This window comes from Halohasta sp. A2, from assembly GCF_056175805.1.
In genome coordinates this window covers 16,367-30,691 of sequence record NZ_JAQFWV010000035.1, presented here as the reverse complement: position 1 = coordinate 30,691, position 14,325 = coordinate 16,367, and the positions used below count along the sequence as shown (strand labels likewise).

At 58.4% G+C, this 14,325-nt stretch carries 12 protein-coding genes and 2 pseudogenes; 9 read left to right on the top strand and 5 right to left on the bottom strand.

Going from position 1 to position 14,325, the window contains the following annotated elements; all coding sequences use genetic code 11:
* Positions 1-104: 104 nt before the first annotated feature.
* Positions 105-1,358: an SLC13 family permease gene (locus O2S87_RS11175; protein WP_475408871.1), complete on the top strand. Its 1,254-nt coding sequence runs from the start codon at positions 105-107 to the stop codon at positions 1,356-1,358.
* Positions 1,359-1,386: 28 nt separating this feature from the next.
* On the opposite strand, the gene O2S87_RS11170 is transcribed toward O2S87_RS11175, so the two are convergent.
* The gene (locus O2S87_RS11170; RefSeq protein WP_475408870.1) at positions 1,387-1,761 is read right to left on the bottom strand and encodes a tautomerase family protein; all 375 of its coding nucleotides are present in this window, start codon (positions 1,759-1,761) and stop codon (positions 1,387-1,389) included.
* 749 nt (positions 1,762-2,510) lie between these two features.
* Here O2S87_RS11170 and O2S87_RS11165 point away from each other — a divergent pair.
* The 4 genes and pseudogenes from O2S87_RS11165 to aglF all read left to right on the top strand — a co-directional run.
* Positions 2,511-3,254: pseudogene (locus O2S87_RS11165) on the top strand (IS630 family transposase); the annotation flags it as partial.
* 240 nt (positions 3,255-3,494) lie between these two features.
* A pseudogene (locus O2S87_RS11160) lies at positions 3,495-3,881 on the top strand (IS630 family transposase); the annotation flags it as partial.
* A gap of 33 nt (positions 3,882-3,914) precedes the next feature.
* The gene (locus tag O2S87_RS11155; RefSeq protein WP_475408869.1) at positions 3,915-4,247 is read left to right on the top strand and encodes a hypothetical protein; all 333 of its coding nucleotides are present in this window, start codon (positions 3,915-3,917) and stop codon (positions 4,245-4,247) included.
* A gap of 374 nt (positions 4,248-4,621) precedes the next feature.
* Positions 4,622-5,356, top strand: coding sequence for a UTP--glucose-1-phosphate uridylyltransferase AglF (gene aglF / locus O2S87_RS11150; RefSeq protein WP_475408868.1), 735 nt, complete (start codon positions 4,622-4,624; stop codon positions 5,354-5,356).
* Between the two features lie 66 nt (positions 5,357-5,422).
* Here the strand turns inward: aglF and O2S87_RS11145 are convergent, their stop codons facing one another.
* The gene (locus tag O2S87_RS11145) at positions 5,423-6,067 is read right to left on the bottom strand and encodes a PIG-L deacetylase family protein (protein WP_475408867.1); all 645 of its coding nucleotides are present in this window, start codon (positions 6,065-6,067) and stop codon (positions 5,423-5,425) included.
* A 138-nt stretch (positions 6,068-6,205) separates the two neighbouring features.
* Entirely contained in the window at positions 6,206-7,189 is a 984-nt protein-coding gene (locus O2S87_RS11140) for an SDR family oxidoreductase (protein WP_475408866.1), read from the bottom strand.
* Between the two features lie 475 nt (positions 7,190-7,664).
* Here O2S87_RS11140 and O2S87_RS11135 point away from each other — a divergent pair, with 475 nt between their 5' ends.
* Together O2S87_RS11135 and O2S87_RS11130 are read left to right on the top strand one after the other, a co-directional pair.
* Positions 7,665-8,606, top strand: a complete 942-nt coding sequence (locus O2S87_RS11135; RefSeq protein ID WP_475408865.1) for a glycosyltransferase family 2 protein — start codon at positions 7,665-7,667, stop codon at positions 8,604-8,606.
* A 185-nt stretch (positions 8,607-8,791) separates the two neighbouring features.
* Entirely contained in the window at positions 8,792-9,901 is a 1,110-nt protein-coding gene (locus O2S87_RS11130; RefSeq protein WP_475408864.1) for a glycosyltransferase family 4 protein, read from the top strand.
* Between the two features lie 52 nt (positions 9,902-9,953).
* On the opposite strand, the gene O2S87_RS11125 is transcribed toward O2S87_RS11130, so the two are convergent.
* Positions 9,954-11,087 carry a glycosyltransferase family 4 protein gene (locus tag O2S87_RS11125; protein WP_475408862.1) on the bottom strand — a complete coding sequence of 378 codons (1,134 nt, stop codon included), beginning with the start codon at positions 11,085-11,087 and terminating at the stop codon, positions 9,954-9,956.
* Positions 11,084-12,307 carry a glycosyltransferase family 4 protein gene (locus O2S87_RS11120; RefSeq protein WP_475408861.1) on the bottom strand — a complete coding sequence of 408 codons (1,224 nt, stop codon included), beginning with the start codon at positions 12,305-12,307 and terminating at the stop codon, positions 11,084-11,086. The genes O2S87_RS11125 and O2S87_RS11120 overlap by 4 nt, the downstream gene beginning before the upstream one ends.
* 354 nt (positions 12,308-12,661) lie before the next feature.
* Here O2S87_RS11120 and O2S87_RS11115 point away from each other — a divergent pair, with 354 nt between their 5' ends.
* Both O2S87_RS11115 and O2S87_RS11110 read left to right on the top strand, forming a co-directional pair.
* On the top strand, positions 12,662-12,964 hold the full coding sequence (locus O2S87_RS11115) for a hypothetical protein (protein ID WP_475408860.1): 303 nt from the start codon (positions 12,662-12,664) through the stop codon (positions 12,962-12,964).
* Between the two features lie 2 nt (positions 12,965-12,966).
* Complete coding sequence (locus O2S87_RS11110; protein WP_475408859.1) at positions 12,967-14,154, top strand: right-handed parallel beta-helix repeat-containing protein; 1,188 nt, start codon at positions 12,967-12,969, stop codon at positions 14,152-14,154.
* Positions 14,155-14,325 lie beyond the last annotated feature (171 nt).

The following is a 14,325-nucleotide window of genomic DNA, read 5'->3' as shown; positions in this document are numbered from 1 at the left end:
GGCACAGCCTGGAGTCTACCTTTACGACTTGTCCAGCGGATTCCAACCGCAGGCACAAGTGGTGGACTACAAACCGTAATATCCCAACCCAGCGGTGCGGTGCCGTGGGATTCCCGCGTCTTCAGGCGCGGGAGGATGTCAATGCGGTGGCGATGCAGCGCTGGGACCTCCATCGACGCATCGCCCTGCGGACGATCCGCGTGGTCGGTGCCGGGCCGAAACGCATTATTCTCGGATTCATGATCGCGACGGCGTTCCTCTCGATGTGGGTCTCGAACACTGCGACCGCGATGATGATGACCCCGATCGGGTTGGCAGTCATCCTCCAGACGAGCGACATCGTCGACCGCACCGGCGCAGATATTCCCACCGAACAGGGCCAGTTCAACTTCGGGACGGCGCTGATGCTCTGTATCGGCTATGCGGCCTCGGTTGGCGGCGTCGGAACGATCATCGGCACACCCCCGAATCTCGTGTTGGTCGGCGCGATCAACGAGACGTTCGGCCAGACCATCACCTTCGCCCAGTGGATGCTGTACGGCGTCCCGATTGCTGTTCTTGGGGTCCTGATCATCTGGGTGTACGTTACTAGGTTCGTCATTCCGCCGAATATGGATACGTTGCCCGGCGGCATGGAGATCATCGACGAAGAAATCGACGCACTGGGACCGATGAGCCGTGAAGAGTCACTCGTCTTGGTCGTGTTTTCGGCGACAGCAGCCGCCTGGATCTTGCGGTCGTTCGTTCTCGAACCGCTCATTCCAGGAATCGCCGACAGTGTGATCGCGATTACTGGCGCACTGGTGCTATTTTTGATTCCCGCCCGTGAAGCCGACGGCTCGTTTACCTTCCTGCTCGACTGGGGGACTGCCGTCAACATCCCCTGGGGGATCATCCTGCTTTTCGGCGGCGGGCTCTCTATCGCTGCCGGATTCGAAGAAACGGGGCTCGCCGAATGGATCGGTGGCCTGCTCGGTGGCCTGGAGGGTGTCTCGATCATGCTTGTCATGACTGTCGTGGTCCTCCTAACGATCTTTATGACCGAAGTCACCTCGAACACGGCGACCTCCGCGATGTTGATGCCGATCATGGCCTCACTCGCGGTCGGCCTCTCGATTCATCCCTACGGGATCATGATCGGTGCGGCGACCGCCGCCTCCTTTGCGTTTATGTTGCCCGTCGCAACGCCCCCGAACGCCGTCGTCTTCGGGACGGGCTACATCACGATGCCACAGATGGCCAAAACCGGATTCGGGCTCAACATTATTGGCACCGTTCTGGTTATTGCCCTCGCGCTGACCTGGCTCCCGCTGGTCTGGGGTATCGACCTCACCCAGCTGCCGACGTGGGCGGGCTGATTCGAGGCGACCACAACTATTAGATTGGTTACTCCTCGGTCCACTCGCCGCCGACACGGTCGACGCCCATCATCGCCTCTCCTGGATGTTCGGTAAACACGACTTTCATGTTCTCGTCCGGAACACCGTATGTGGTCCCAGCGTATTCCATCACCCCAAGGGCGAACGCCCGCTTGCGCTCGAAGGGTCGACCGCGCCGGATTTCGGCATCCAGGAACACCAGTGGCCCCTCTACAGCCCGGCCGAGATGAAGGTCGGCCGACTCCCGCTCGCGGATCGTCACGGCGACGTGACCTTCGGTTGTGTCCATCTCTGTCGTATACAACTCTGTGACCGTCTCCGCAAACGACGTTTTCTCCGCAGCCGACAGCGAGAGCGTTGTATCGAACTGGAGTAGGGGCATGGGACGAGTCGCGCCGTCTCGGTCTTGTATCTTCTGGGGACCCGCTGGCGACAGTTAGTCAGGGTGGTTCTGTGTGAGATGTTCGTCCCGCTCGGCTTCGGTGTCGAAGGTCTCGCCGCACACCGGACACTCAAACCCGTTGTCGGCTCCGTCATCGGTCGACATATTCGAGTAACTGTCCTCTGTGAGACATAAATAGCTATGGACCGTCTCAATATGATACCTTACTTGTGACCATCTGATTTAACCCCTCAGTGTCGACTTAGTAGCAAGATGGTCACCGAGGAACGGATACGGGTGAACAGACGCTTCTACGAAGTGATTGAGGTTTGATCCGAAACGAGTTGTGAGGAAGTGGGCGCTGCAGGCGCTGGGTCGACTGTCGAACGAATTGTCCTTTCAGGCGTGAGGCGGCTGAATTCGGGCGTTTGAGAAACGGAGAATATGTCTGTCCCTATATGTGTATTCGAACCCGTGCTGAATAGAACGCGCATATCTCTCGCCAGCACCAGATTGAAAGGGATCGTTCCATCACAATCGGAAGACTAACCCACAGCAAACCAAGGCCGGGGGAATTTGCTGGTACCTGCCACGTAGACTGCCAAGCCATGGTCTGTGCTGGGGTACTCAAGGAATCCGCCGAGAGCTGTTGGAACATGATGAGCACCTGACCACCGCCAGAAAAGCGCACGAGACAGCATCGTTTAGTGGTTAGGGAAAGTTATGAAGGTGGCATCTGATATGAAATCATGCCTGGAGATCGCCGCAAAGAGATCGTCCGTCATCTCAGTGAGGACGATCTCGACCGACTTCTTGCGGAGTCTACTGATGAGAAACTCACTGAGCGGCTGATCTTCATCAAACGAGTCTACAAGCGAGCAACGCTGGAGGACGCTGCTGATGACGTTGGCAGGTCCTCCGCTACAGGAACACGCTGGGCTCGACGATGGAACAAAGGCGGTCTCGGACTGCTGATGCCGAACTTCGGGGGCGGCAGGCCCCCGAAGCTCGGCGAGGACCAACGAGAACACATCTTGGAACTACTTCGTGACGGCCAACCGTGGAAGAAACAGGAGATTCAGCATCTCATCAACGACGAATTCGACGTAGAATTTCACCCAGTATACCTGAGTACGTTCCTCGAAGATCTCGGTCTTTCCTACGCAATTCCACGGACGAAGCGTCCATCACGACCGGAGAACGCCGAAGAGATTCTCGACGAACGCGTCGGCGACGCGTTCGACGAGGTGGCTGATGAGCCGCACAACCAACGCGAGGGTGATAACGAAGAGGGATGGATCGTTGACAAGGAAATCCGTACAGATGGCGGAACCGTCCTTGGATTTCTCGACACATCGCATCCACAACCGTGGGACAATTCACAACGGCTCTACACCGTGGATGATCCACATATCACCCGACCGCTGGTGAAGTTAGACGAACCAGCGGTCGGGTTCTACGCACTCTCCGGTGGTAGTTGGATAGCAGTTCCTTCATTCAAAAACGACCGTCTATGACGCTCTATCGTCGAATTTTGTGTCTGATATCATATATAACTAGATTCTATTTTTATATCACTATATTGAGCGTGTATTTATACCGGCTAAATTTACGATTGGTCAATAGAAACTCGCCTTAGAAAATATTAGTCGACGTACGTCCATCATTCCAAAATGACAATTTTGAGCTACCCCTACGCTGTCTTGCGATTAGAAACCTGCTATCCAACTACCTCCGGTGAGAGTGTCATTCAGTTTCCAGCCAATCAAAAGAAAGAACGGATCTGTGACTGTCTCGAAGGGATCCGCGAGCAGAATCCGGGTCAGCGAATTCTGCTCGTCTTGGATAACTTCTCGTCGCACGTGTGTGAATACACGCGTAGGCGAGCCCATCAACTGGGTATTGATCTCGTGTTTCTCCCCGTTGGCTCGCCTGATCTCAACCCAATCGAGCAAGTCTGGAAAAGCCTCAAATGGGATGCATCGCCGTTGATCGTGGAGAGCGCGGCAGAATACCGCGCTCTCCTCACTGAGCTCTTTGAGCGACTTACGACTCGGCTGAGTTTCGCTGCCTCATGGATTGACGAGTACCTTGGTGGATACCTTCAGAAGTTACGCTAGGCACTATATATATCTATGTGGAAATTTATCGCTATGGCTACACTCCAGCAGATCACAGCGAATGATATCGCTAGCTGGGATTCACTTTCTGATGTCGCTTCTACCTTCGAAAAACGCGGTCTGAAAGTCCGCGAAAACCTTGGAGATGACAACGAACTTGTCCTCCAGCTCACCGACCGCGAGTTCATCGTCCTTGTCGAAGCTGGGCCAAGAGAATCGGCCTCCGATTTCAAGCCTGACGACCGACGGCGTCGAACTAACCTCGTTGCCACTAACGACTACGAGGAGTTTACCTTCCTCACCCGAATTCGGTCGCTTGATGGACAACAACACGGGCGCATCAAGCACCAGAAGCTCTCGTCTTGAGGCCCACCGCCGTCGGACGATAGGCTTCGCAAACACTAGGGATGATCGGCGATGACGCAGGCCCGTCTCTCTCAGTTCGGTACCGAGTCGGATGTCGACCTCACGGTCCTGACGGGTGCTAAGCGGAAGGCGTACGTCGCCCGTCGACAACGGACGCAAGCTCGGTTGCTACTGGATACTGAACCCCGAATGTGGCCCTCTGATCCCGGGCTCAGTCGGATAGTTATGTTCTACCTACCGATCTTTCACGCGCCACAAACCGTTTGGTACGGTGTGGTCGGTTCGTATTGTGTGCATAACAAAACAACTCTCGTGAGACTGGGATAGTTGATGTACCAGATAGCTACCGTTCCGTTGACGCTGGCGGTGGTCGCATGAAATCGGTCATTCTCGCCGCCGGTAAGGGGACACGGCTCCGTCCACTCACCGACGACAAACCGAAGGGCATGATAGAAGTCGACGGGCGACCGATCCTCACCCACTGTCTCGAACAGCTCGCCGAACTCGGTACCGACGAGTTCATTCTCGTGGTGGGCTACATGAAGGAGGAGATCATTGAGTACTACGGTGACGAGTTCGAGAGCATCCCGATCACCTACACCCATCAGCGTGAGCAGAAGGGCCTCGCACACGCGTTGCTGACCGTTGAGGACCACGTCGACGACGACTTCATGCTCATGTTGGGCGACAACGTCTTCAGTGCGAACCTCCGCGATGTGATCCGTCGACAGCAGGAAGACCGGGCGGATGCCGCCTTCCTCGTCGAGGAGGTGCTGTGGGAGGAGGCCGACCGGTACGGGGTCTGTGAAACCAATCCCTATGGCGAGATCACCGATGTCGTCGAGAAACCCGACGAGCCGAACTCGAACCTCGTCATGACCGGCTTTTATACGTTTTCACCGGCGATCTTCCCGGCTTGTCGGCTCGTCCAGCCATCGAACCGTGGCGAGTACGAGATCAGCGAGGCGATCGACCTGTTGATCCGCAGCGGGCGGACGATCGACGCGATTCCGATCGACGGCTGGCGGATCGATATCGGCTATCCCGAGGATCGAGAGGAGGCCGAACAGCGCCTCACCGCACAGGAAACGGCGCTCGCCGACGACTGAACAGCCTCGTTGTATTCGTCTCGGCCGTCGACGTATCTGGATCGTTTTTGCCCAACGGCTGCCCGATCAGTCCAGCATTTCGGTTGTCAGCTCGTAGTTCGCGGTCTGGTCTTCCCTGATACGAATCACTTGGAAGGCTTCCGCATACCGTGTGTTGGCCTGTCGGCCGCGGAACCGGGCGAGTCCTTTCATCGCCTCGGCCTCCAGATACTTCTTTTCACTCTGGCTTTTGTGACTTTTGATGGCGTCTATCTTCCGTTCGAGGAACTCCTCGCTCAGGGTGTTGTAATACTGTGGGTCGAACGAGGACCGCGTCGACGGTGATTCGAAGGCCAACACTTCGTCGGCATTGCGGCCTGCGGCGATCGACGCGAGGGCCGCATGTCGGTGGTCTTGGTGGGTGTCCTCTTCGGTGTGGATGTAGGCGCGGTCGACATCGATCTCCGTGAGGTGGTCGTCGATCCGTTTAACGATCTCGTTGTCGTACGGCACCTTCGTATCCTCGTATCCCATGATTCGGACGTCGTCGACATCCAGAACCTCCGCGGCGTCTCGGGCTTCGGCCTCACGTTTCATTGGCGGCGAGAGCTCACCGCCGCGTGTGAGAACGAGAAACCGAACCGTGTCCCCACGCGCCCGGTGGAGTGCAACGGATCCACCAGCCCCGATCTCGATATCGTCCGGATGGGCCCCAATCGCGATAACGTTCATTATGGCAGTAGATACGTATCGGGATTATGACTTTGTTATATCCACAATTACCTCGTTTTACCATCGATCTACCCCTCGCCTGGGTATCCGAACCCACCGTTATGTGGAACCTACTACGAAAAAGAGCGGCCGCCTTCGTCAGGCACCGACCACGAGCGGTTCGTACCACTCACGATTCTGCCGGTACCAGTCGATAAATCGCCCGACTCCTTCGCGGATGTCGGTGGACGGGGTGTAGCCGATGAGATTGCGTGCTTTCGAAATGTCGGCATGAGTATGCCGTGCATCAGCTTGCTGTTCGGCCTCGTAGACCGGTTCGAGATCCGCTTGGACCTGCGCGATGACGTGGTCGGCAAGTTCGTTGATGGTGATGGTGTCGGTCGAGCCGATGTTCATCACCTCGCCGTCGGCCGCATCCGTCTCCAACAACCGCAGGTTCGCTGCCACGATGTCGTCGACATAGGTGAAGTCACGCGTTTGCCCGCCATCGCCGTAGATCACAGGCGGCTCGCCATTGAGACACCGCGAGACGAAGTTCGAGATCGCCATGTTCGGCCGCATCCGTGGCCCGTAGACGGTGAAATATCGGAGACTCACCGTCTGGAGTCCGTGGACCGAGTGCCAGACGTCACAGTAGTGTTCGGCGGCGAGTTTCGTCGTTCCGTACGGGCTTTTCGGGTAGTTCGGGTGGTTCTCATCGTACGGCAGGTAGTCGGGGTGACCATACACCGACGATGACGAGGCGTTGACGAACCGCTCGACGCCGTGGTCGGTGGCAACCTCAAGCAGCGTCAGCAGGCCGCCGACGTTGTTCTGTTCGTAAAACAGGGGCTGTTCGACGCTGGTTCGGACGCCCGCACGGGCGGCTTCGTGGTAGACGAACTCGACATCGAACCCGTTGAACACCTCCTTGACGAGAGACTTGTCAGTGATCGACCCTTCGACGAACTCGTAACGTTCTTCGTCGAAAGCACGACACCGAATTATGTTCTTCCGCTTGATGTCGACGTCGTAGTAGGGATCAAGGTTGTCGATAACGACGACCTCGTGGCCCCGTTCCAGCAGTGCTTCGGTGATGTGGGACCCGATAAAGCCAGCCCCACCGGTGACGAGAACCCTCATGCGGCGCCCCCTCGGAGAGTAAGAGACCGTGAGTTCCTCTCGACGGTAACGGCTGCCGATCGTCCCGGCAGCAACAGCGTTTGGCGTATTTTGGTAGTCGCTGACATCTATGCGGGTGGTCTGGTGGAGAATCATTAGTTATTCAATGCATACTACAACTGGCGTGTCGTAACGGTGTATTTGTCAAATACATATATGATGTGAAGCGCGATTGGGTGGTAACTAGCACAAAATAGGGTGAATTACTGCCATGTGCTTCCAACCGTGCGACTATGCGGATGTAAGCTGATGCTTCTATGTTCTTCCCGGGGCGGTAGTATACGATTATCTACCAGATAAACTTCACAAACAAGTCATTACAATATGGTTTGTTCGTCTCGGTTCAGCCATATGACCGCGTACAGAACCGACCAATCCAGCTTTATCGACTTCATCTCGCCGATTGTCGCAAGTCGCCCTCGAGAATCCTCCAGCGGTGAGCCGTCTCCAGTCGTGTTCGGATGGAATCGCGTCCGCTCCCGGCAGGGGTGGCTCGGCCGCCACTACGGTCGACACAACCGACGACAGTGGCGTTGTCCGGCCGCCCGTCCCGCATGCGTTGGTGGTGTCTGAGATGTACAGGGACCGTGCGGTTGCAGTCGTCGTGCCGGTCTACAACGAGGCACCGTTCATACGCGACGTACTCGACGAGATTCCGGAGTTAGTCGACAGAACCTACGTGATCGATGACTGTTCGACAGATGGGACCTGGTCCGAAGTACAGCGATATCTCGAAAGCAAGTCATCCAAATGGAGAGTGCGGCCGACCGACGAGCATGCGGCGTCAGCACTGACATCCGACGGTGGCCATCCGGAACATGGGATCGTGCCGATTCGCCACGAAGAAAATCTGGGACGAGGCGGAGCGATCAAGACGGGTTACTCGGCCGCACTTGAAGACGAGATGGATCTCGTTGCAGTCATCGACGGAGATGGGCAGATGGACCCCACGATACTGGATCGGTTTCTCGATCCGATCGTGGATGGCGAAGCCGCGTACACGAAAGGCAACCGGCTCGACAACGCGAGACTCAGAGACCAGATGTCGACTTGGCGGCTGTTCGGAAACGCAATTCTCACGGGACTGACCCGGATCGCCAGCGGCTACTGGGGGATGACCGACCCACAGAATGGGTACACTGCTATCAGCAGCGCAACCCTCCAGCGGTTGGAGATCGAGAGCCTCTACGACGGTTATGGGTTCCTCAACGACATACTCGTCCATCTCAACAGCCACGGGGTCGACATCGTCGACGTACCGACGCCCGCCTACTACGGTGAGGAAGAAAGTGGGATCGAATACAGGTCGTTCGTCCCGATGGTGTCGTTGCTGTTGCTCTCCCGCTATCTGTGGCGACTCAAACTGAAAGTATCCTGATGGTATACTGCGCCTACCGGCTAGTATACGGATACTACCAGTCTAAAATCCGAGGTTTGCAGTAAAACGTGATGGTTTCTTCGGTCTGTCTACAGAGTCGGATCGTGTCGAATCTGCATCGAAACTGTCGTCGACGGCCAGAAGGCGGATACTAACTAACCAACGGATAGCTGACAGTCGACGCGATGAGTACCCCTAGTGTCTGTCTGATCTCGCTCGACTCGTATGGCTATTTCGTCGACGGACAGGGGGTTACCGGTGGCGGTGCGGAGCGTCAGCTTTCATTGCTTGCCGCGGCATTGGCCGACGAGTTCGATGTGCACGTTATCGTCGCCGACTACGGCCAGCCCGCAAGAGTCCACCGCGACGGGATCGTGCTTCACCGGACGTACGATCCACACGCCGATCCGTCACTGACGACACCGGTTCGTCGGCTCGCCGATCTGGCAGGCACGATGTATCAGGTCGATGCCGATGTCTACCTCCACCGTGGAACGCCAGCGTTTGCCGCTGTGGTGGCTACTCTCGCCGCGATCCTCGGAAAACCGTGGGTGTACAACGTGGCGAACGACGCCAACCTAACCAAGCGCCCGGCCCAACTCGGATCGCTCAGACGGCGGCTGTTCAAGCGAGGATTGAGGGGGGCAGCCGAGATCATCGCACAGACGCCGAAGCAGGCCGCGGTGGTTCGACAGCAGTACGGCCGCGAGCCAGCGGTCATCCCAAACGGGTATCCCCCAACAGACGACGCGGTCGCCTACCACGACCGCGAGTACGTGCTGTGGGTCGGCCGCCTCGACCCCGAGCAGAAACGCCCACATCTGTTCGTAGACATCGCGGCCGCAGCGCCCGACACCGAGTTCCGAATCGTCGGCCCCGCAAGCAGCGACGAGTCGTATCACCATCAACTGCGCCAACGGATCGACGCGCTCGACAATCTTCACTACGAGGGGGCCGTCGACCCGAAGCGGGTCCACGACTACTATCGGAACGCCTCCTGTCTCGTTTCGACCTCGGCCTACGAAGGGTTTCCAAACACCTTCCTCGAGGCGTGGCGGGTCGGCACTCCGGTTGCGAGCTTGGCGGTCGACCCGGCACGGATCGCCGGTGAGAGATCGCTTGCGGGGTTTGCCGACGGTGACTTTGAGACGCTCGTCGAGACGGTGTCGCTCCTTGCGACCGACGAACAGGCTCGTCGACAGCTGGGCACCACCAGTAGGCGTCTCTTCGAAGCCGAGTTCGATATCGCCACCGTCGCCCGAGCGTACGGGACCGTGCTTCGGAAACAGGTGTGAACACGGCCCACGAACGGTCTTCGACGCGCTCGCAGCGATTCGTCGGCTCCGGTCAGTCCGCAAGCACGCTGCGATAGACGCTGGCGTACTGCCGTGCGATCGTCTCGAAGCTGTGGTTCCGGTGGACGTAGCCCCGTGCGTTGGTGCCCAACCGGTTTTCCGTGTCAGCCAACACCGACTGGACGCCGTCGACCAGTCCGCTGATATCGCCGACGGGGGCGAGATACCCCCGTTGGCCGTCGACGACCAGCTCGGGCATCGATGTCGCGTTGTAGCCGACCACGGGCGTGCCACAGGCGAAGGCCTCCAGAACGACGTTTGGACAGCCCTCCATCGTCGAAGGGAACAACAGCCCGTCGGCGTTGGCGTACACTGCCGGGAGTCGGTCCTTCGCAAGGCGCCCGACGACGTGTGCGTTGTCGACCGCAGCGGCGCGCTCGGCGACGATCTCGTCCCGGGAATCCGCGCCGCCGCCACCGATCAGGAGAAACGTCGCCTCCGGAAGCTGCTCGGCGACGGCGATCACGTCGAGTGGATGCTTCCGCCGTTCGAAGCTCCCGACGAAGACGATCACCGGACGGTCGGCGGCGTCCGTCTCGAAGATGGTGGGCCGCTCGTAGCTCGGATGGAACAGTGAGGTGTCGACGGCGTTGTAGATGACGACCGGATCGAGGCCGAACGTTGACCGGACGGTGGCGGCAGTGTGTTCGCTGACTGCGGTCGTGCGGTTGGCTCGCCGTCCGAGCCGTCGCCGGAGTCTCGTCGGGGTCCGGTCGGCATCCTCGTCGGCATCGATCCGGTACGTGTGGACGTGGGCTGCCGCCGGGTTTCGGGCCCCGTTCAGCAGTGCGATCGGGTAGTGGAGCGCCGGAATCCCGCCCGTGTGTAGCAGGTCGTACTGTTTGAGCGACTGCCGGGCGACCGCGAGGCGACCGCGCCAGGTGTAGAATGCCGCGGTCGGAACCGTCCGAACGGTGTCGGCGTCGGCGAGTCCGTGGTCGCCCGAGGCCATGACTGTCACGTCGAACCCCATCGCGCCAATGTGGGGGGCGATCTGCTGGTAGAGGTAGGAGATCGGGTTGTCGGTGCCGATGAAAAACGGCCAGAAGAGTCGGGCCTGCTCGATATCGGGGTCGACCGAACCGTCAGCGGTCGACGCCGAGAGCTCGCCGGGTGGAATGCTCATCGGTCGAGACTCCCCCGAACATCGGTCACCAGCTGGTTCGACCCGGTCGTCGACCGGTTGCCGAGCAGCGTCTCGTACGCTTCGAGGGTCTCATCGACGGCCGTGTCCCACGAGTGGTTGGTGACGACGCGCTGTCTCCCTGCCTGACCCATCGCTCGCCGACGGGCCTCGTTCCGCAGGAGCTCACCGATCGCTTCGGCGAGGCTGTCGGGACTCGGATCGGCCACAGTCAGGCCACCGTCGGATAGCACTGCTTCGAGCTGTGGGAGCTGGCTCGTCACGGCTGGCGTCTCGCACGCCAGTGCCTCCAGGACGGTCCGGGGCATCCCCTCGTTTCGGCTCGGCAGGACGAACAGCGTGCTCTCGGTGTAGAGCTCCGGTAGTTGCTCGTTGGGAACCCGCCCAGTAAACGTGACCGACTGACCGACCCCCAACTCGGCCGCGAGCGATTCGAGCTTGCCCCGGTGTGGACCGTCGCCCACCAGTTTCAACGACAGCTCTGGGAACTCGGATTTAAGACGGACGAAGGCCCGGACCAGCAGATGGACGCCTTTGGCCGCTTTCAGGCGACCCACGTACAGCAGTTTGCGTTCCGAGCGGGCATTGGTGATGGGCCGAAACATCGAACAGTCGATCCCGTTGTGGATGACAGGTGTTCTGACGTCGACGCCGAGGTCGTCGATCCGGCGACTGTCGGTTTCGGTATAACAGATCACGGCGTCGGCAGCCTCCAAGGTGAACCGGCCAACAGTCGGGAGATAGGCCTTCTGGAGCCACAGTGGTGCGGTCTGTGAGAGGAGCCCGTGGTTCGTGATCACCAGCGGTGTCTCGGTGAGCCGCCCGGCGAGGGCAGCCAGGTTCGTCGCGAAAAACAGGTGTGAGTGGGCGTGGATCACGTCGAACTCGTCGACGAGTCTGTAGAGACTCCATCCGATCGAGGGGCAGAGGCTGTTGCCGAACGGCGCGGCCAACTCCGGGTGGTAGTGAACCGTGTAGCCGTTACGTTCCTCCCGGCGTGGTTTCGGGCCGTCGACTCTGTCGGCGGCGAGCACGTGGACCTCGTGGTCACGGGCCCCCTGTTCGCGTGACAGGTGATGGACGTGGAGGCCCAATCCGCCGCTGATGTCGGGATAGATGTCACTGGAGATCCGAAGGATTCGAAGGGACGGTCCCGCGTTTCGTGTGCGGTTGCCGCTCGCTGCGGATAGAAGCCGTGTCATGAGTGGTCGTTCCGGAAACGATGTGACGATATCCGCTTAGTTATAGATCAGATATGGATTCGGGGAGCAAGTACAATCTGTCTAACAAATGTAACTTGATCTTACCGCGTTTAGTAGGTCTCTATTACCGCCACGACCCGCTGCTGAGGCCAGATAAATATCATCTATTGTAGTTTTACGCTCACATAGTCACAGGTTACTGTTTCATACTTCAATTTGCATATCAATAATTCATCATAGTAAGAACTCTTATACAATCTCTCTGGCATACGCCGAATACGAACACGGTAAGCGCACCTTACTACGGATAACAGGTGCCTTCGTGATTCGATACATCGGGCACGTGATTTGAATATGACACGCAACAACGATTACAACACACCGGATAAAGGAGCAAGCGATTGGCATACGCCCCTGAACGACAACTTCGAGAAACTCGATACTGACGTCGAAATCCGCGACGTCGACGCCAACAAGGACGAGTACGACCCGAAATCGGGCGCGAAGTTCCTCGCAACGGACACGAAACGGATCTATCTCGGCGATGGTGACTCGTGGGAACCCTTCGCTCGGCTCGGCGGGTTCTCCGGGCAGGTCTACGTCCAAGAGACGGAACCCGACGGCGAGGAAGGCGACCTCTGGTTCGATACGAGCTAACAATGGTGGATGCAGATTACTACGTCTCGACGGACGGCGACGACTCGGACGAAGGAACGGAAGACAGTCCACTGGCCTCGCTACACGAGGCGGTGAGTCGCGTCTCGGCTGGCGACGTTATCTACGTCGGCAGCGGCGAGTACCAGTACGAAAACGGAACTCCCGTCGAAATCGAGGCCTCCGGGTCGGGAGACGAGCCGATCACGATCACGGGCGACCCCGACGAGTATCCACACCTCAGATGGGAGGGTGGAAGCTCCGAGTGGGATATCACGGGCGGGCTTCACTTTATCGAAGACGCCGCACCGGAACACTGGGTCGTCGAAAACCTCGAACTCTCGGAGTGTTCGTCCGTCGCGATCCGCTCGCACACCGGCGGGGATTTCGTCTTCCAGAATCTCGATCTCCACGACAACGGCAACTCCGGGATTCACATCAGCGATGGCGAAAACGTCGACATGCGGCACATCGTCTCGTATAACAATCACGATCCGGCAACCGGCGGGGAGGACGCTGACGGGATCGTGATGTCCGGCGTGAACAACGGCCGGATCGTCGACTGTGAGTGTTACAACAACTCTGACGATGGCGTCGACCTGTGGACCTCGACCAACATCGTCGTTCGTAACACCGTCTGTTACGACAACGGCTACGACAGCAACGGAGACGGCAACGGCATCAAATCGGCCAACACCGACAGTGGTGGTGGCAACACCTTCATTCGGTGCGTGACATACGGAAACAGCACGAAGGGGTTCCGTTTCTACTCGCCCGAGGGCGATACGCTCATCAACTGTACGGCCTACAACAACGACGGCTACGGTATCGCCGGAGGGTTCGGTGGGGACCACGAGGTCTACAACTGTCTCAGCTACGAGAACGGGGAGGGACAGGAAACGCTCCACAACGGTGTGACGAGCGAGTCGAACATGTGGGATCTCGACATTTCGGACCCCGAATTCAGATCGACCGATCGATCCGCGTCCGACTTCCTTCGGTTGCGGGACGACAGTCCTGCGATCGACGCCGGGATAGACATCGACGGCATCGATTTCACCGGGGATGCGCCGGATCTGGGGGCCCACGAGTACGGAATTACCGACGACTCCGCGGAGTCGGAGTGGGGCTCCGTTGGTGTCTACTATCATGACGGAACCGGGTTCGTCGAGATGACGATCAAATCGAAGTAGATCCGCCCCAATACGCCTCTGTGGTACAGTACCACCCAGTCTCCTCCTTTCGGCCGGTAGTGACGCTGTGACGACCCGTTTTCGGCGACATACGGGAGTACAAGAACTCCCTAACTGTCGTGAGCGACAGCAAACTGGAGTGTAACTATCAGGTAGTAAGGTGACTACTGG

What these genes read in the sequence shown, in the direction of transcription:
- O2S87_RS11170 (WP_475408870.1), bottom strand. Translation starts at nt 1,761, where the DNA reads ATGCCCCTACTCCAGTTCGATACAACGCTCTCGCTGTCGGCTGCGGAG.
- O2S87_RS11155 (WP_475408869.1), top strand. Translation starts at nt 3,915, where the DNA reads ATGGCTACACTCCAGCAGATCACAGCGAATGATATCGCTAGCTGGGAT.
- aglF (WP_475408868.1), top strand. Translation starts at nt 4,622, where the DNA reads ATGAAATCGGTCATTCTCGCCGCCGGTAAGGGGACACGGCTCCGTCCA.
- O2S87_RS11145 (WP_475408867.1), bottom strand. Translation starts at nt 6,067, where the DNA reads ATGAACGTTATCGCGATTGGGGCCCATCCGGACGATATCGAGATCGGG.
- O2S87_RS11140 (WP_475408866.1), bottom strand. Translation starts at nt 7,189, where the DNA reads ATGAGGGTTCTCGTCACCGGTGGGGCTGGCTTTATCGGGTCCCACATC.
- O2S87_RS11130 (WP_475408864.1), top strand. Translation starts at nt 8,792, where the DNA reads ATGAGTACCCCTAGTGTCTGTCTGATCTCGCTCGACTCGTATGGCTAT.
- O2S87_RS11125 (WP_475408862.1), bottom strand. Translation starts at nt 11,087, where the DNA reads ATGAGCATTCCACCCGGCGAGCTCTCGGCGTCGACCGCTGACGGTTCG.
- O2S87_RS11120 (WP_475408861.1), bottom strand. Translation starts at nt 12,307, where the DNA reads ATGACACGGCTTCTATCCGCAGCGAGCGGCAACCGCACACGAAACGCG.
- O2S87_RS11115 (WP_475408860.1), top strand. Translation starts at nt 12,662, where the DNA reads ATGACACGCAACAACGATTACAACACACCGGATAAAGGAGCAAGCGAT.
- O2S87_RS11110 (WP_475408859.1), top strand. Translation starts at nt 12,967, where the DNA reads ATGGTGGATGCAGATTACTACGTCTCGACGGACGGCGACGACTCGGAC.